At 37.7% G+C, this 20,357-nt stretch carries 10 protein-coding genes; all 10 read left to right on the top strand.

The window, feature by feature from the left end; genetic code table 11:
- Nucleotides 1-27 precede the first annotated feature (27 nt).
- Complete coding sequence (locus tag ACUN8G_RS05135; protein ID WP_437346056.1) at nt 28-1,416, top strand: DUF5123 domain-containing protein; 1,389 nt, start codon at nt 28-30, stop codon at nt 1,414-1,416.
- Between the two features lie 73 nt (nt 1,417-1,489).
- Nucleotides 1,490-4,438 (top strand): LamG-like jellyroll fold domain-containing protein, encoded by a 2,949-nt coding sequence (locus tag ACUN8G_RS05130; RefSeq protein WP_437346055.1) that lies wholly within the window; start codon nt 1,490-1,492, stop codon nt 4,436-4,438.
- A gap of 11 nt (nt 4,439-4,449) precedes the next feature.
- Nucleotides 4,450-6,969: a T9SS type A sorting domain-containing protein gene (locus ACUN8G_RS05125; protein WP_437346054.1), complete on the top strand. Its 2,520-nt coding sequence runs from the start codon at nt 4,450-4,452 to the stop codon at nt 6,967-6,969.
- A gap of 4 nt (nt 6,970-6,973) precedes the next feature.
- On the top strand, nt 6,974-8,578 hold the full coding sequence (locus ACUN8G_RS05120) for a glycoside hydrolase family 43 protein (RefSeq protein WP_437346053.1): 1,605 nt from the start codon (nt 6,974-6,976) through the stop codon (nt 8,576-8,578).
- Nucleotides 8,579-8,607: 29 nt separating this feature from the next.
- Nucleotides 8,608-11,856: a TonB-dependent receptor gene (locus ACUN8G_RS05115; RefSeq protein ID WP_437346052.1), complete on the top strand. Its 3,249-nt coding sequence runs from the start codon at nt 8,608-8,610 to the stop codon at nt 11,854-11,856.
- A gap of 25 nt (nt 11,857-11,881) precedes the next feature.
- Nucleotides 11,882-14,026, top strand: coding sequence for a hypothetical protein (locus ACUN8G_RS05110; protein ID WP_437346051.1), 2,145 nt, complete (start codon nt 11,882-11,884; stop codon nt 14,024-14,026).
- Nucleotides 14,027-14,040: 14 nt separating this feature from the next.
- On the top strand, nt 14,041-15,054 hold the full coding sequence (locus ACUN8G_RS05105; protein WP_437346050.1) for a PorV/PorQ family protein: 1,014 nt from the start codon (nt 14,041-14,043) through the stop codon (nt 15,052-15,054).
- Nucleotides 15,055-15,065: 11 nt separating this feature from the next.
- The gene (locus ACUN8G_RS05100) at nt 15,066-17,009 is read left to right on the top strand and encodes a glycoside hydrolase family 88 protein (protein WP_437346049.1); all 1,944 of its coding nucleotides are present in this window, start codon (nt 15,066-15,068) and stop codon (nt 17,007-17,009) included.
- Nucleotides 17,010-17,018: 9 nt separating this feature from the next.
- Entirely contained in the window at nt 17,019-18,695 is a 1,677-nt protein-coding gene (locus tag ACUN8G_RS05095; RefSeq protein WP_437346048.1) for a glycoside hydrolase family 28 protein, read from the top strand.
- Nucleotides 18,656-20,356 carry a pectate lyase gene (locus ACUN8G_RS05090; RefSeq protein WP_445480911.1) on the top strand — a complete coding sequence of 567 codons (1,701 nt, stop codon included), beginning with the start codon at nt 18,656-18,658 and terminating at the stop codon, nt 20,354-20,356. The genes ACUN8G_RS05095 and ACUN8G_RS05090 overlap by 40 nt, the downstream gene beginning before the upstream one ends.
- Nucleotide 20,357: the final 1 nt, after the last annotated feature.

Raw genomic sequence — 20,357 nt, 5'->3', positions numbered from 1 at the left:
ACACAAAAATAAGTCTAGGAGGTCAAAATGCCGAAAAAGTTACTATTTTTATGGATTTTTGCATTGTCGAGCATAATCTTTCCGCAAAATATCATTACAGTTGAGCCTGGTGACGGCACGCTAACTACGGCTATCGAGAATGCCAGTTCAGGTGATATACTGGTTTTAACAAACGGCGCTGAATATACAACTTCTACTGCAAATTTTGCCGTGCTAAAAAACAAAAAAATTACTATTAAAGCTGAAGAACCAACTGCTGATGTCAAGCCAATACTTTATAGCAACTTTACCCCTGGAGAAACTACTCCAAGCGAATACTTTGTTATGGACGAAGGAAGTGCTTTAACTCTCGAAGGACTCGAAATTAGAGGGGATAGTCCCATGTCTCCTGGTACACCAGTCCAGACTAGATTAATTTCTTATCCTGTCCCTTTAAATGAAATCCAGGTCGGCAAACTTTATATTAAAAATTGTCTAATTCACGATTTCCAGGGAAATATGATTGATGGTGCATATAGCGAAACACTTTATAATGTTGTGCAGGATACAATAATGATTCACAACACTATCGTTTATAATATTGGTGATGAACCAGGTAGTGGTACAACAGGTTCTGTAGTGCAATTTAAATACGCTAACTGTAAATATTTTGAAGCAAAAAATTCCACTTTCTATCATATTAATGCATACGGAATCCGTTTTGAAGGTGGTTCGAGTTATCCAAATACATTTCCACCGACTGGTCTAATAGATCATTGTACATTTGATGATATTGGCGGCGGTAAAAATATGATTCTGGTTGAACATTCTGATAATGAATGGACAATTACCAATTCAATTTTTTCCAATGCGCAAGACAAAGGAGAAAAAGTACTCTATTTCAAAAGAGCTTCTTCTGATATGCCACCAATTGCTACGTGGAAACGACTTTGTTTCTGGGAACTGGGACCGTCTCGCGATTTGAGATGGGTCACCATACCATCAGAAAATGATACCATTTATATGAATCCTGAATACCTTGACCCGGCCAATGGCGATTTTACGTTACCTGCAGGTTCACCCCTCCTGACTTTTGGTACAGACGGTGGACCAATTGGTGACTTAAGATGGGCTGGCAATGCTGTTTCTGTCGAAGAAAATGAAAGCATTCCTACAAAATTCAGTCTCAAACAAAATTATCCAAATCCATTTAACCCTACTACAAAAATTTCATTCACAATTCCAGAAGCTGGTTATACGAAGCTTGTCGTCTATGATTTGCTGGGTAGAGAAGTAGCCGTACTTATCGACGGAGAGTTGAATGCTGGTAGTCATAATATCGAATTCAATGCACAAAATTTATCTACAGGAATTTATCTATACAAACTTACTTCAAAAGAAACATCCCTCGTACGAAAAATGATGCTAATTAAATAACAGAGTTTAAAAAGGCATCCTGTTTCATGATATAGTTTTCAGGATGCCTTTATTCTGAAAGTTCGGATAATCGATGAAAAATTTAATTAGTTACACTTTCTTGTTGCTTAGTATTAATGCAACAATAATTTTTTCACAACAAGTTGCTTTCCCCGGCGCTGAAGGATGGGGTAAATATACTGTTGGCGGCAGAAGCGGGCGTGTCTACGAAGTTACTAATCTTAACGACAGTGGACCTGGCAGTTTGAGATATGCCGTTGAAGCTGCGGGACCAAGAACCGTAGTTTTTAGAGTTTCTGGGACAATTCATCTCAAGTCCCAGCTCGTAATAAAAAATCCTTATATAACAATTGCAGGCCAAACAGCTCCAGGCGACGGAATTTGCGTGGCTGGTTACCCGTTTATAATTGAAGCAGACGAAGTTATAATTCGATATTTACGTTTTCGCTTGGGCAACAAGACAAACTTAGGTTCCAACGGCGATGCAATGAGCTGTCGCTTTCAAAAAAATATAATTATTGATCACTGCTCGCTTAGCTGGAGTATCGACGAAACTATGTCGCTCTACTGGTGTGAAAATTTGACTGTACAGTGGTGTGTTATCAGCGAAAGTTTGTATTCTTCAACACATGAAAAAGATGAGCACGGATATGGAGCTATCTGGGGAGGAAAAAATTCAACATATCATCACAATCTCTTTGCGCACCATTCAAGCAGAAATCCCCGCTTTGCATCCGGTAGCGGAAATACAGACTTCAGAAATAATGTGATTTATAATTGGGGATTCAACAGTATTTATGGCGGCGAACTTCATGATCCTGACTATAAGGAAAGTCCAGCTACCCAAATTAATTTAGTTGCTAATTACTTTAAACCTGGACCAGCAACAAAAGACGGCGTAAAAAAACGAATAGTAGCACCAAGCAGCCGCAACGGCCTACTCGATTACGGTAAATGGTATATCGCTGAAAATTTTGTTGAAGGAAGTCCCGAAACCACACAGGACAACTGGCAATATGGAGTTCAAGAAATTAATTCTCAATATAAAGATTCAATTAAATCAAATACTCCTTTTGAATATATCCCGATCAATCAGCAGACTGCCGTAGAGGCTTATTTAAGGGTTCTGGATAGTGCCGGAGCAATTTTACCGCGTCGAGATGCTATCGACAAAAGAATTATCGACGAAGTACGGAACGGTTATGCAAATTATGAAGGCAAAACATACCGGTATAATCAAAAATTTACTGACGATCATCCTGTCACTGGAATTATCGATTCTCAGGATGAAGTAGGTGGATGGATTGAATTGAAACAGGGACCTGTAAAGCCTGATTCCGACCATGACGGGATGCCCGACTACTGGGAAATTAACAATGGTCTTAACCCAACGGATGCTTCTGATGGAAGTCAATTTGCACTTAACGGTTATACCAATCTCGAAAACTATCTAAATTCAATTACAGCTTTTCCAGATTTTATCCCAGCTCCTTCTAACCTGAAAGGGGAATTAATCGACTTTTCTAAAGTTAAATTGAGCTGGCAGGACAATGCCGAAAATGAAAACGGCTATAAAATTGAACGCGGCGTTAAATCTGGAGATTCTACTATTGTTTTCGAGTTATTAATTGAATTAGAAAAAAACAGTAATAATTTTATCGACACCACTACTGTAGAACAGACCACTTATTATTATCGTATTTATGCTTTCAACGATTCATTAATTTCAGATTACTCTGATACACTGGTGATTACAACTCTAAGCAATACATCACCTCCCTTAAAAGCAGAAAATCCAATTCCAACTAATAATGAAAGTTTTGTTTCATTAACTACGAAGCTGGAATGGGAAACGGGATTAAACACAGACTACCATGAAGTCTATTTTGGTACTCAAAATCCGCCACCGTTTGTAAAGACAGTTACGGAGAGTTTTTATAATCCAGGTAATCTAAGTTACAATACTAAATACTACTGGCGGATTGACGAAGTTAATTCCAACGGAAAAACAGTGGGCGATACATGGTACTTTATCACAAAAAAAAATTTATCTCCTCAAGTAATCGCTTACTGGAAATTCGACGAGGGTAAGAATTTTACGGTGAACGATTTTATGCAATTTCATATTAACGGTACAGCTTATTTAATTAATGAAAATTCGTGGACCGAAGGTATTAACAATAAGGCGCTTCTATTCGACGGAGTCGATGATTATGTAGAAATTCCTCATCACGGCTCGATCGATTTTTCAAATGAAAGTTTTTCTATTTCCTGCTGGTTTAAAATAACTGACATGAAAGAAACATCGATGTATTTGGTTCATAAGGGTTCATTTGTAAAAGATCCATTAACTAAAAAATCAGGTAAATGGTACGGCCTTGAAATCAAGAATAACGAATTACGATTTTCAATTGATGATGATACAAATAAAACAACTGCAAAGCTGACTAATCTTTCAAATTTTCTTTCAGAGGGATGGAATAATATTATTGGAGTTAGAGACGCACAAAACCGGAAAGTTAGAATATTCTTAAACGGTAATATTGCTGATGAAGTTGATGATTTAACTGGAGATATATCCGAAAGAGAAAATATGTTTTTTGGCAACTGTTCTGATAAAAATTCTTCTTTTTCAGGGGCGCTCGACGAGTTAAAAATATTTAATTATGCGATCGAAAAAGAGGAAGCTGAACAAATTTATCGAGAGTTTATTACTTCTGTTGAGCAGACCGAAAAAATTCCTCATCTTCTTTATTTGAGTCAGAATTATCCCAACCCATTTAATCCCGAAACAATAATAAGATATTCGTTGCCGTATGATGGACACGTAAGGCTAAAAATATTCGACGTTCTTGGAAGAGAAATTGAAACTCTGGTAGATGAATATAAAAAGAAGGGCGAATATACATGTCACGTTGTTTTGAACTCATTGCCGAATAAAAGTTTATCAAATGGAATTTATTATTATCAACTTACATTCGACAATAAATCTATAACAAAAAAAATGCTGGTACTCAAATAACAGGAGCTCACGTGAAAAAAATATTCTCATACTTTTTCTTTTTTGCAATTTTTATTGGAGTGGCATACGGACAGAATAATGCACTCGTAAAATGGAATTTAACTGAAAATCAAGAAGTAACATTAACTGAGGGTAACGTATTGGGTTTACCCGCCACAGGTCATAATATTGAAGTGAAAGATTATACTGGCGTTCTATCGGATAGCTCGACTGGTCCATTGGGAAAATATCAAAGATGGTGGACCGGAAATAACTGGCCTAACGAGTCTTCTGAAAATCCCGAAAGATATATCGAATTTACGGTATTTCCTCTATCGGGTTATAAGTTGACTGTAACCAATGTGTCTTTTTACATGAATGCCGGAGGCACCGGCAAAATGAAAGCAAACGTTTATTACTCCATCGAATCTAATTTTGCAAATCCAATTAAATTAAATGGAGGTGATTTTATTGAAGTTGGCAGGGACACGCCTGATAAATATTCCTTTGATCTTACGGAAACTTTAAGCGACCATCAAAAAATTTATGTTAGAATCTATCCCTGGCTTCCAGACGGTTCGACAAATCCGTACAAATACCTCTTCTTGCAAGAATTTATAATTTCAGGAATCGCATCTGAATCTAACGAGCAATTGCCGATGACAGTTGTAACCAATGAAGCCACAAATATAACTTCATTTACAGCAGTATTAAACGGAAGTGTTATCTACGATAATAACGATGCTATACTGGAAAGAGGTTTTTGTTTGAATCTGAACGGTAATCCCACAATTGAAGATACTAAAATAGTTGTTGGTAATGGTGCGGGAAGTTTTACAACTTTGCTCGATAGTTTGAAGCCAGGCACTAAATATTACTACAGGGCTTTCGCCAGAACTTCTGGTGGAATTTATTACGGAATTGAAATGAATTTTGTGACAAAAAGTGTGCCTTCTAATATAGTCGCATTTCCTGGAGCCGAAGGGTACGGCAGATTTACTTCCGGAGGTCGCGGTGGTGCCGTCTACGAGGTGACAACTCTTGAGGACAACAATGAACCAGGTAGTCTAAGATACGCAGTCAATCAATCGGGTCCTCGTACGGTTGTCTTCCGAGTCTCTGGCACAATTAGACTCAAATCAAAGTTAACAATTAAAAATGATAACATAACAATTGCCGGCCAGACGGCTCCAGGAGATGGCATTTGCATAGCAGATTATCCCGTTACCATAAGTGCCAACAATGTGATAGTAAGATATATCCGATTCCGACTTGGCGATATCTATGGTATCGAGGATGATGCTTTCAACGGTAGAGAAAAGAGTAATATAATTATTGACCATTGTTCAATGTCATGGAGCATTGATGAAGCTGCAAGTTTTTACGATAATGAAAATTTTACAATGCAATGGTGTATCATTAGCGAGTCTTTAAATCAATCGAAGCATGCAAAAGGTCCGCATGGATATGGGGGAATCTGGGGTGGTATGGGTGCCACATTCCACCATAATTTATTGGCTCACCACAAAAGCAGAAATCCTCGTTTTAATGGAAGCCGATACCACCGTCAGCCCGAAAAAGAAATTGTCGATTTTGTGAATAACGTGATTTATAATTGGGGCGAAAACAGCGCTTACGGCGGCGAAGAAGGAAATCAGAATGTACGAATTAATTATTATAAAGCTGGCCCGGCTACAAATTCAGACAAGGTTTACAGAATAGTAAATCCCACTACAGACGGAGGTACAAATACAGGATACGGAAAGTTTTATGTTGCCGATAACTTTGTATTCGGATACCCTGATGTAACTGTCGATAACTGGACTAAGGGTGTTCAGGGAATTACTTCCGAATTAAAATCGCAAATCAAAGCCGCCACTCCATTTCCGATAGCCGAAGTTACAGTTCAATCGGCAGAAGAAGCATTTGAGTTAGTCCTTCAAAATGCGGGTGCCACACTGCCAAAACGCGATCCAATCGATGCCCGTATTGTAGAAGAAACCCGAACTGGCACGGCTACTTATGGCAAATTATATGGAGGCGGTGGTAAAGGAATTATTGATTCTCAAGAAGATGTTGGTGGTTGGCCTGAATTAAAAACTTACAACGTACCGGTTGATTCCGATCACGATGGAATGCCAAACGACTGGGAAATTGCAAATGGTCTGGATCCAAACAATCCTGAAGACAGAAATAACGTGCGTGAAGATGGTTATACATTCCTCGAAATTTATCTTAATGAACTTGCCACAATATCAGACATAAAAAGCGATGATCCTGAATTACCAGCAAATTTTAATTTGAACCAGAATTATCCCAATCCATTTAATCCATCAACTCGTATTGACTTTAGCATTAAAAAAGCGGGATATGTTAAATTATCTGTTTACGATTTGCTCGGCAGAGAAGTGGCAAATCTATATAAAGGAATATTAAATGCCGGCATGCATTCAATTAATTTTGATGCAACCGGCATAGCCAGCGGGGTATATTTTTATCGACTCGATTTTGATGGTAAATCAATCACAAAAAAAATGTTAATTTCAAGATAGTGCTATGATAAAAAAAATATTTTCATTAATTATAATTTTTGTGACATCAGTACATTCACAGCAAAACGGAGCTGTATGGATTCCAGATAATGGAGATGGCACTTATAAAAATCCAATCATACATGCCGATTATTCTGACCCCGATGTTATTCGCGTGGGCGAGGATTATTATATGACATCGTCGAGTTTTTCTCACTTCCCTGGATTACCAATATTACATTCGAAAGATTTAATTAACTGGGAAATTATTGCACATGCAGTGATAAACTATCCAATTGAAGAATTTAATAGACCACAACATGGGAACGGTATCTGGGCGCCGTGCATTAGGTATCACAACAATGAATTTTATATCTATTATGGTGATCCTGATTATGGCATTTTTATGACGAAATCGAAAAATCCCAAAGGACCATGGCAACCGCTTAAATTAATTCGAAAAGCAAAAGGATGGATTGATCCCTCGCCACTATGGGACGACGATGGAAATGCATACCTCGTTCATGCGTGGGCTCGTAGTCGTTCGGGCATTAAACACAAATTGACTCTTCATAAAATGAGTCCCGACGGTGAATCTTTACTTGATGAAGGAGTATTGGTCTTTTGTGATTCTGTCAAACATCCAACGATGGAAGGTCCAAAATTATACAAACGTAACGGTTATTATTATATATTTGCACCAGCAGGAGGTGTTCACGACGGCTGGCAGGTAGTCTTACGTTCGAAAAATATTTATGGTCCGTATGAGGATAAAATTGTGCTCGAACAGGGTTCGACAAATATTAATGGTCCACATCAGGGTGGGTGGGTAGAAACCCCAGAAGGTGAATCGTGGTTCATCCATTTTCAGGATAAAGATGCTTACGGCAGAATTGTCCATTTACAGCCGGTAAAGTGGGAGAACGATTGGCCTTTGATGGGTATTGATTACGACGGCAATGGTATCGGCGAGCCGGTATTGAATTACAGAAAACCGAAAGTCGCTTTTAAGACTGAAATAAAAGTGCCTCAAACAGACGACGAATTTAATTCTGATTATCCCGGTCTGCAATGGCAATGGCAGGCTAATTTCGATTCCTCATGGACGAGTAGAAAAGTAAGGAACGGCTGGCTCCGGTTTTACTCCCAAAATGTCATCGATTCAATTAAGAATCTATGGAATGTGCCTCAATTGCTAATGCAAAAGTTTCCTTCGAGTAAATTCAAAGCAACTACAAAACTCGAGTTCTATCCGCAATCAGAAAATGAATTCGCTGGTTTGATTGTCTTTGGACTCGATTATTCATATATCGGCATCAAAAAGAATAATGAAGGGTATTTAATATATCAGGCAATTAATAAAAACGCAGATAGTGGAAACGCTGAAATAATCATCCACAAAGAAAAGGTTCTTGAAAATCTGGTATATTTTAGAGTAATAGTTGACGAAGTAGGTTGGTGCAGTTTCAATTACAGTGTTGATGGAATTAATTTTAAAAATATTGGCAATAAATTTAAAGCGCGTGAAGGGAAATGGGTCGGTGCCAAAGTTGGTATTTTTTCTTTAAGCTGGAAGAAAAATATTAATAACGGTTATACAGATTTTGATTGGTTCAGATTAGAACCGTAATTTTTTACAATAAAAGGTGGGAGTTATTTATGAGAGACAAACTCAAAATATTTATTGTAATGTTACTGACTTTAATTGCTCTATCGACGTTTACAAGTGCACAGACGAAGAGTCGTATTGTCGGTAGAGTAATCGACGAGCAAACAGGAGAACCGTTGTTCGGTGCAAATGTGGTAATAAGGAATACTTATCTTGGAGCGGCGACGGATATCGATGGCAAGTTCTTTATTGTTAACGTTCCGGTTGGAACTTATGATATCCAGATTTCAATGATAGGTTATGGTACTCAGATTGTTGAAAATGTTGTTGTCTCAGCCGATCGCGTAACGAATCTCGAAATTGCATTAAAGCCTTCTGTAATCGAAGGTCAGGAAATTATCATAACTGCTAAAAGAGACGAGCTCCATAAAGAAGTATCGAATACACAGTTAGTAGTTTCTTCTGGTCAATTGCAGGAAGCTTCAGGTGTCCGTGAAATTAATGCATTCCTTTCAAAATTGCCGGGCGTATCGACGGAAAACGGATTTCTAACAATAAGAGGAGGCAGTGCCGATCAAACGGGTGCTATGGTTAATGGTCTGTCCTACGTCAATTCTGCAGTGGGAAATGCCGAAACTTCAATTCCAATGAGCGCCGTCGAACAGGTTTCGTTGCTCTCGGGTGGATATAACGCCGAGTATGGTAATTTCCGTTCTGGTTTGATTAATATTACAACAAAAAGTGGTTCTAAAGATAGCTATCATGGAACATTTTCTTTTACAGCAAATCAACCGCACCTGAAAAGATTTGGTCCTTCATTCTACGATCCACATAACGATGCATTGAGAGCATACCTTGACCCATCTGTAGCATTTATCGGTACAGATGCTGCATGGGCAGACGATCCTTATATGCGAGAACAAAATCCTAAATTTACTGGCTGGATTTCACAAGCAGAAAACTACAATAAGGGAAAGGATCCCGATAAACAGGTAACCCCATATCAACTATATCTTTTTGCTACATGGATGCATATGTCTGAGCCTGACTATGAAGGTTTGCGTAATTTACCTGATGAATTAAAACAACAAATTGGTTATTATGAATTACCCGAAGAACAAAAAAGACTTTTCGCTTCGCATAGAATGAAAGAAGAAGGAAGAGACTGGAATTTTGATGGTGGATTCGGCGGACCTTTACCTCTCATTGGCAAATTTTTGGGTGACGCAACTTTTTATATATCAAATAACTCGAGCGAACGGTTTTATGTTATGCCATTGACTTTGAGAAGTCAGAAATCGTATACAACACTTGCAACAATAAAATCTACTCCTTCAAAAGGAGTGACTCTCTCTTATAATGGATTGTGGAAACGTCAGATCGGACTTAGTCCTGTCAGACCACCGTGGGGAGACGCTCCAAATGCAGGCAACGCAGGCGGATTTATGCCAATTAATAACATCAGATACGTTGCTAATAATCCAGAATACTGGTATGACCAATCTTTATATCCAATATTGAATCAAACAATTTTAATGAATGGCATTACTATAAATAAAGTTGTTAGCAATAGCACCTACTGGGAATTTACAGCCGGATATCTTTATATAAAAAATTATTCACCGACAGGTGATAACCGAGATACTTCGATTGTTACCAATTTCGGACCAATATATGTGGACGAGTCACCATATGGCAAGTGGCAATTTGCAAGCCAGCACAAAGTAGGTAGTTTTACTTTTCCGAGTTATGACGGACCTCCCGGAATTCCCCGCCGTTTTGCCCGTAAAGAGGGAGATTTGTATGATAGGACTAAAGTACGACAGTTGCAATTGAAGTTTGACATTGCATCTCAAATAAATGAACATAACTTTTTAAAAGCAGGATTGGAATATAATTATATCGACATTAAACATAACTTCTGGGAAAAGTGGAATCAAAACGCATACAACACTTACGAGTTTAATTATCATCGCTGGCCAAGTCAAACCGCTGCCTATATACAGGATCAAATTTCGTACGAAGGTTTAGTAGCCAATTTAGGTGTACGATTCGACTATTATTACGGAGGCGGTGGAAAATGGCCTTCGGGCGATCCATTTGCCGAAGAAGTATTCAGACCTCAAAAAGTTGATACTAGTTTGTTTGCTTTACTCGAAGAAGGTAGATCTTATATCTGGGAAATATGGGAACAATATGACAAAGAACATCCCGGATTTTTACAGCCGATTAAAAATTTCTTTACAATAAGTCCACGCATCGGTGTGTCTTTCCCTGTTACTACTAATTCCAAATTCTATTTTAACTATGGACACTTCCGTTCGAATCCACCGTATTACACGATGTATTTGTACCGTTACCGATACGACAAAAATGGATTGTATGATATGTCGAATCCAAACCTGGAGCCGCCCAGAACTATTTCTTATGAATTGGGACTTGCCTATAATTTCATGGAAGGTTACCTGATGCAACTATCCGGGTATTATAAAGACATAACTGGACAGGCTGGCGAGGTACAATATCAAACTTCAACGGGTACGTTAAATTACGAAGGACTTGCTAACAATGAATACGAAGATATTCAAGGATTCGAAGTTACATTGAGTAAAAATGATCAATCCTGGCTGAATTTCTGGATCAATTTTAACTACATGTTGAGTAAGTCGGGATTAACTGGCAAACAAATAATTTCTGACGTTACGATAAACAACGACCAGGAAGGACTTTATCAGGGAAACGAATCGAGAGCTCTGCCACGTCCCAAAATAAATGCGAATGTGACATTTCGTTCGCCGATGGATTGGGGACCAGAAATTCTCGGTGCAAAAATTTTCGGGGGATGGAGTATGACTATTTTCGGTGAATGGTATGCTGGTTCTTACTTCACATATAATCCACTTGGAAAACTTCACGTAAGCAATAATATGCAATGGCCGGATTATTACATGGTCGATTTGAAACTTAATAAAGCTGTCGATCTGGGTCATCTTAAATTAAATTTCTACGTTGATATAAGTAACTTGTTTAATTTCAAGGTCAGTTTAATGCGTTATGAATATGCATTTCAAGACGACAATGACTTGAATAAATATCTGGCTTCGCTTCATTTACCAATGTACGACTCGCCTGAGTTCGATCAGTTGAGAGAAAATCAACCGGGATATTATATCCCCGGCAACGATAAAGTAGGCGACTTACGCTCCGATGAAAAGCCATACATTAACGATCCAAATTATTCTTTCTGGCTATTTGGAGAACCCAGGGATATCTGGGTTGGCGTAAGAATCGATTTTTAATGAGAACAAAACGGAGATTTTATATATGAACGGGAAAAAATTATTAACGGTATTTACTTTTCTCCTGCTGGCTATGCAAACACTATATGCTCAATTGCCGCCGGAAAAAGAAGTGGCATTGATGAAAATGGGAAGGGTCTGGATCGGAATTACAGCAAATGCAGATAAAGGTAATTTTGATTACCGTGCTGGCTTCTTCCCGAATGATTATAACGTTATCGGATTTAGAGGCCAATACAACGAACTTAATACAGGTTCAGGTTTTCAAATTGGTACAACTTCAGAATGGCCCAATCCATATACAGGTTTAATCGATACATTGCCAATATACGGTCCTACTACAAACGAACTGCCGATTGGCAAAGTAACCAGGCCAATGACTAATTATATCCGTTATAAATATCCTGTGCAGGAGGTAAATTTCCAGACGGTCGACCTTGAGAATTTCGGTGTGTATGATCCCTCGAAATTTACAGACGGCACGTACGACCAGATAGTCGAAGTTTCGAATGAGTATGTCTATGGAATAGAAATGCACAGAAAAATTCTGGCATGGAGTCAGAATTATAACGATAACTATATAATATTCGAAGTTACTTTTGAAAATAAATCGAATTTTACATTCGATTCACTTTATATCAAAATGGAAGGAAATGGAGCAAATAGCTATTATTCAAAAGGAATCACACCTACAGTTCCTTCTAACGAGAGACCAAACCTAACGAGGGTGTGGAATCATTATTACGGAGGAAGGATTGGTGACACCGCCCGAGTTTTTTATCAATACAGTGCAGACGACCCCGACAAGCCCGGCGATGATATGGGAGCTCCTATAGTTACTCAGGATGGAAGATTACTTTTCAGCGATATTTATTTCTATTCAATCTTACATGCTTCAAAGCAACCATTCACAAATCCTGCCGATGACGTAGATGATTTTTTGCAACCAAGGATTACTTATGCAGCTACTGCTACAAGAATTCCTTATAATGTCGAAAACGATATTTATGGCAGTAAGAACTTTTGGGCTTTAGCGGGAGGATTTTCGGATTATTTTCCAATGACTGGAAATGTATGGCCTGAAACACATCATGGCGGCAACTCCGACGAACTAAATACTTATGATTATTCCGACTATCCAGGAGGAACCAAACAAGGTGCCAATCCAATGATGGTGAGCGTTTTTGGACCTTATGTAAAATTCGAACCTGGTCAAAAAATTAGAATTGTTTATGCATCAGGTATTGCAGGACTTTCATACCAAAAAGCAATTGAAGTTGGCAAAAAGTGGTTGAACAAAACACTCGAGAACCCACCTAACATGCCCGATCCAGAAAAAGGCTGGCTGCCGAAAGAATTTGCCTTCCCGTTAGATGCTACTGAAATGGATAAAATTAAAGACCGCTGGATAAGTAGTGGCATCGATTCAGTCATGTTAACAGCATACCGGGCAAAATGGAATTTCGAACATAATTATAAAATACCTCAAGCACCGCCACCACCATCCGAATTAACTGTAACAGGTTACGGTGATGGCGTTGAAATTAAATGGTCGTGCCCTGATGCTGAGGCTATGCCGAATTTTGCAGGCTATCGAATTATGCGTAGAGTTTCGAATCAGGATACTGTATTCTATGAAACCATATATGATTCCGACGCAAACGACCGTGCACTGGAACACGTTTACAAAGATCAAAGCGTCCTCTACGGTGCCCAATATTATTACTACGTTCAATCGAAAGCCAGAATAGATAAAAATGATCCAAATGCCGATCCGACTACACGCGGTAAAATGCTCTACAGTTCACGAGTTCTTGTGCCGAATATCTTTTGGGTAAATCCGCCTCGCCCATCTTCAGATGATTTATCGAAAGTTAGAATAGTACCAAATCCATATAATATTAACGATCCTCTCTTGAAAACTTATGGATTTACAGACCAGCGTGGAATTATATTCTTTAATTTGCCAGGAACATGCACCATTAAAATATTCACAGAACACGGAGATCTGGTTCAAACAATAGTTCACGACGACCCGGCACGTTCAGGTTCGGTTACATGGGATATGCTGACTTCAAGTCAACAGGTAATTAGCAGCGGTGTGTATATTGCCGTTATTGAAAAACCGAATGGAGAACTGGCCTACCACAAATTTGTTGTAGTAAGATAAGGAGAGCATGAATAATGAAATCAAATAAAATTATATCGACTCTACTTTTTTCTCTTCTATTCGGCATAAATTCATTTGCTCAGGTCGGTTTGAATAAACTTGCACAGAGTACTATGAATTTTATGCTTGTAAGTGTTTCTCCAAAAGCCAGTGCGATGGGCGAAGCCTTTTATGCTGTTGGCAACTCTGCAGAAGCAATCTTTTATAATCCAGCCGGAATTGCTAATACGAGTAATAATCTCGACGTTAGTTTGAATTTTACTCAGTGGATAGCTGATATTAATTATCTCGCAGGTGCTGCTATCTATAATTTGGATAACTACGGCACGCTCGGTTTCCATGTTATGACGGTTGATTATGGTGAAATTATCGGCACAACTTTAATTGACCCTTCACAGCAAAGTCAATATCCAGATGGGTATATCGAGACAGGTCCACTTTCAAATGTAGGCGCATACTCATTTGGTCTTACTTATGCAAAGAAAATAAGTCCTCAGTTTTCAATCGGTGGAAATATCCGTATTGCCGGTCAAAATTTGGGCGAGAATCAATTCTTTGATGGAACCAGCAGAAAAAATAATGCAACCAAACTGGTCTTCGACGCAGGAGTGCTCTATAATACTGGATTTAAAGATTTCAGGTTCGGAATGACAATAAGGAATTTTTCGTCTCAAATTAAAAGGGAAGAAATTGATGAACAGATGCCCATTTTATTTGCATTGGGAACTGCAATTGATCTCTGGAAATTTATCGATGAATCTAACGATAATCAGCAATTGACCCTTGCTGCAGATTTTATGCATTATAATAACTATTCCGAACGAGTTAATGTGGGCATCGATTATACATTTATGAATATGATATCATTGCGAGCCGGTTATCAATCAAATCGCGATATTTCTTCGTGGTCTGCTGGTGTGGGACTTCAAACTGAATTTGCCGGCAATAAAATTGAAGTCAATTATTCTTATTCTTATATAAAGATTTTCGATAATGTTAATCGATTATCTGTGAATTTTGCATTATAAGAGGAGACAATATGTTTAAGAAAATGATTCAAGTGATCTTTGGAATATTATTTATTACCGGTTTAATTAACTGCCAGAGCAATGAAAAATTTACTCATAATTTATGGTCGGTTAAATTTGCCGAATCATTTCTGGCAAGACACCCCGGCGCTGTTACATACGACGAGTATATGACGAAGAACGACTGGAATTATGAACAGGGATTAATGCTGGAAGCCTTGCGGAAAATGTACTTTTACACAGGCGATAAAAAATATTATCAGTTTATTAAAGACAATCTCGATCAATATATAAACGACGAGGGAAGTATAAGAACTTATAAACTCTCGGCCTATAATATTGATAATATTAAACCTGCAGGGGCAGTCCTTTTTCTTTATCAGGTTACCGGCGAAAAAAAATATAAAATCGCTCTTGATTCTCTCTACAAGCAACTAATTAATATGCCCCGTACTAATAGCGGAGGATTCTGGCATAAGAAAATCTATCCTTATCAGATGTGGCTCGATGGTATTTATATGGGACAACCGTTTTATGCGGAATATTCAAAAGTCTTTAATATTCCTAAAAACTTTGACGATATTGCGCATCAGATTAAACTTATTTACGAAAAGACACTTGATAAGAAAACTGGATTGCTCTACCATGCATGGGATGAAAGCCGTAAACAAAAGTGGGCTAATCCAGAAACGGGACAATCACCACATTTCTGGGGACGCGCAATTGGCTGGTATATGATGGCACTTGTGGATGTCCTCGACTTTCTTCCAGTGAATCATCCAGATAGACAATCTATCATCGATATACTAAATCATGAAACCGATGCACTCCTGAAAGTGCGCGATGATTCGACATACGTATGGTATCAGGTACTCGACATGCCAGGAAGGAAAGGCAATTACCTTGAAGCTTCTGCTTCGTGTATGTTTGTCTATGCAATAGCAAAAGGTGTAAATAATGGATATCTACCTGAAAAATATTTGAAAGATGCACAAGAGTCATTCGATGGTATCCTTAAACAATTTGTTAAACTCGATGACGACGATTATTATAATCTTTATGGAACATGTCGTGGCGCTGGCCTTGGTGGAAATCCCTATCGAGATGGTAGCTATGAATACTATATTAGCGAACCGACCAGAACCAATGACTTCAAAGGATACGGTCCATTAATTATGGCTGCAATGGAACTCGAAAAAGCCGAAGCTTTGAAAAAAAATAAAGCCAGAATTACACTCGATAATTATTTCAATAACGAGTTCAGAAAGAATAAACTAACAGGTCAATTGGAACCTTTTCATTATCTCTGGGAAGATACAACAGATTCTGGTTATTATGAATTTGGACAGTTGTTCAAAAAATATGGTTCTAATATCACTGAATTGAAAGAAGCGCCCACTAAAGAAAACTTAGAAAATACGGATGTATATATAATTGTGGATCCGGATACTGAAAAGGAAACTGAAAAACCGAACTTCATCACATTGAATCAAGCAGAAAATATTTATAAGTGGGTCGAAGATGGCGGTATCCTTTTACTGCTGGCAAATGATAAGGGCAATTGCGATTTCGAACATCTCAATATGCTCGCAAATAAATTCGGCTTTTCTTTTAATGAAGTGAGCCTTAACAGAGTAGAAGGCAAAAAGTATGACATGGGTGCATTTGTAAATTTGCCGTTTAATCCAATCTTTGCTGGAGTAGATAAAATATATATGAAAGAAATTTCCACAATTACAAACCAGGATCCATGCGAATCATTATTGAAAAAAGAAGAACAGGCTGTAATTATTTTTAAAAAAGTTGGCAATGGTTACCTTTTTGCGGTAGGTGACCCCTGGATTTATAATGAATATATCGACAATCGAAGATTGCCTGAAGATTTTAAGAATTATCAAGCAGCAGAAAACTGGGTAAAGTGGATTCTTCAACTAAAGTATGTATCAAAAAACTAAGTGAGCAGCATGATTAAGAAAACTATCTATTTCTTCATTTTGAATATTTTTTTAACTCAATTGTTTGCCCAGAACGATATCGTTGAGGAGATAAAAAAATATTACGTTGACCTACCTTTCGAAATGCCGTTGATTGCACCTCCGGCATTTCCGGATAACAAGCTTAACATAGTTGACTTCGGGGCTATTGGCGATGGTTTGACGAAAAATACACAGGCTATCAATAAAGCAATCTCTACGTGTTCGGAAAAAGGTGGCGGTACAGTTATCGTCCCTGCCGGAATTTGGCTAACAGGTCCAATCGAAATGAAAAGCAATGTAAATTTGTATTTAGAAAAAGGCGCATTAATTCAATTCACTAAAAATTTCGACGACTATCCTCTGGTGCAAACAACCTACGAGGGGGCAGAACAATATAGATGTCAGTCGCCAATAAGCGGAATAGACCTTGAAAATATCGCAATTACAGGTTTCGGTGTTATTGATGGTGGTGGTGATGCATGGCGATATGTAAAAAAGTCGAAGTTGACTTCGGAGCAGTGGAAAGAGCTTGTAGCTTCTGGTGGTGTAGTTGATAATAAAAATCAATGGTGGCCTTCTGTTCAAGCGATGAACGGTCAGCGCGTATTAGACAGTCTAATGAAGGCAAATGGAAAATTAACAAAAGAAGATTATCAAAAAGTACGCGACTATCTGCGACCGGTTATGGTTAACTTTGTTAAATGTAAAAATATCTTACTCGAGGGAGTTACTTTTCAAAATTCGCCCGCATGGAACATTCATCCTCTGATGAGTGAAAATATAATACTGAAAAATGTTACAGTTCGGAATCCATGGTATTCTCAAAACGGCGACGGTATCGACGTAGAGTCATCAAAGAATGTTATCATTTACGATTCTAAATTCGACGTTGGAGACGACGCTATATGTATGAAATCAGGAAAAGATGAATTCGGAAGAAAGCGGGGCATCCCGACTGAGAATGTAATTGTTGCAGACTGCATTGTCTATCACGGCCATGGTGGTTTTACTATTGGCAGTGAAATGTCGGGTGGTGTAAAAAATATTAAAGTTACCAATTGTAATTTTATCGGTACAGATATCGGTCTTAGATTCAAAAGCACACGTGGAAGAGGTGGTATTGTTGAAAATATTTATATCGATCATATCTATATGAAAGATATTCCCACTGAAGCCCTCAGTTTCAATATGTATTACGGTGGACAGGCACCAACCGAAGATATCCCTCTATCGGAAAAATTGAAAAATAGAAAAACATTGAAAGTAGACGAAACTACACCGCAGTTTAGAAATATTTTTCTGAACGATATCTATTGCATCGGGGCAGAAGATGCAGTTATTATTCAAGGATTACCCGAAATGAAAATTAAAAATATTGTACTGAATAATGTTTTTATGAAAGCAGATAGAGGTGTTTCGATATTCGACGCCGATGGTGTCCAACTGAAAAATACAAAGATAATTTCAGGCGAACCTGTAATTAAAATATTCCAGAGCAAAAATATATCGATTGATAATTTCGATACCAATTTTGATCTTGATAATATCATCAGACTGGAAGGTAATGAAACCGGAAGTATATTACTTAAAGGAAAAAATGCTGACTTATTGTTGAAAAAATCGGTGTGCGAAGGTACTTCGAAAAATATAATCGACGTAAAATAAATCATGCGGGGCAGGGAATTGCCCCGCATTCACTCTTTTATATGAATAAACGATCACTACTTTTAATCCGTCTATTAATTGCTTCCATTATAATTATCTGCCTGAACGAAGAATCTCAGCCACAATCCCGTGTTGATGAAATTTCTTATATCAAAAAAATTATCCGCAAATCGTGTGAATATATGGACGAAAAGGTGTCGACCGAAGGTGGATATGTCTGGTATTATAAAAAGGACTTCTCCAGAAGATGGGGAGAACTTGAAGCATATCCTTCGATGATCTGGATTCAGGGCAATGGAACAGTTGCAATGGGACATCTATTTCTCGATCTTTACGAGACACTGAAGGATAGTTTTTATCTTAATTTGTCTAAGAAAACGGCTTTAGCTCTAATGAAAGCGCAGCTTGACTGTGGAGGGTGGAATTATCTATCTGACTTAAACGGCGATGAATCGTTGATAAAATGGTATGAAACAATCGGTAAAAACGCCTGGCGATTAGAAGAATTTAATCACTATTTTGGTAATGCTACCTTTGATGATAATTCCACTGCAGGCGCTGCAGAATATTTATTGCGGTACTATTTGATAAGTGGCGATACTTCAATAGAAAAAAGTCTCAACAAAGCAATCGACTTTATTTTAAAGAGTCAGTATGATAACGGTGCATGGCCACAGCGTTATCCAATAATAGATTCTACACACTACTCGGCATTTTATACATACAACGATTATGTTATCTGGAACAACCTCAAGTTCTTGATTTTATGTTACGCTTCGTTGAAATATGAATCCCTTTTCAAAGCAATTGAAAAGGCTATGAATTTTTATATTTTATCTCAATACAAAAAACCTCAAGCTGGATGGGCACAACAATATAACTTCAATCTGGAGCCAGCACCCGCACGTACCTACGAACTTGCAGCGCTTGATCCTCAGTATACAGCTCATCATATAGAAATGTTAATTAAGTTTTATGAAATGACCTGCGACGAAAAATATTTAAAAATAATCCCAGATGCCTTAGCATGGATTGAGACAGTTAAATTTAACGATAATGAAATTAACTGCCGTGTGCCAAAATTTGTTGAGCTTAACACGAATAAACCACTCTTCATTCATCGGTCAGGAAGCAATTCAAGAAGCGGGAAATATTATGTCGATTACGACAGTAATTTAACAGTGATTCATTATCCCTGTATTTCCAAAATTAATTTAAAAAGAATAAAAGACTTATTTCATAATGCTAAATGTAATCAATACGAGTACATGAAATTGTTATTCCCATTTCAAGTTATGAATAAAACAGGTATTGAAATTTATTATCTGCTCTCAGACTACTTAAAAATCGGTCATGACAGAACTAATAGAAAAAGAGGGGAGAATGAAGATAAAATTAACACGAACATAATTGATGGTATAATATCAAGTGTCGATACAAATTATTACTGGTACACTAAAAATGCTTATATATCGAACGAATTTATTGATATTCCATCTGAGATTGAGAATACTAATAATGCTTATGCGGTATCATATGTCGGTGATAAATACGATACGTCGCCATTCCCAAATATTAGTGATGAGAAATTTATTTCTACTGCACATTTTATTCGAAATATCAGAACACTTTTGGATTATATTAAAAAAATGGGAAATTGAT

The organism is Melioribacter sulfuriphilus (assembly GCF_052656625.1).
This window is presented reverse-complemented; position numbering and strand designations above follow the sequence as displayed.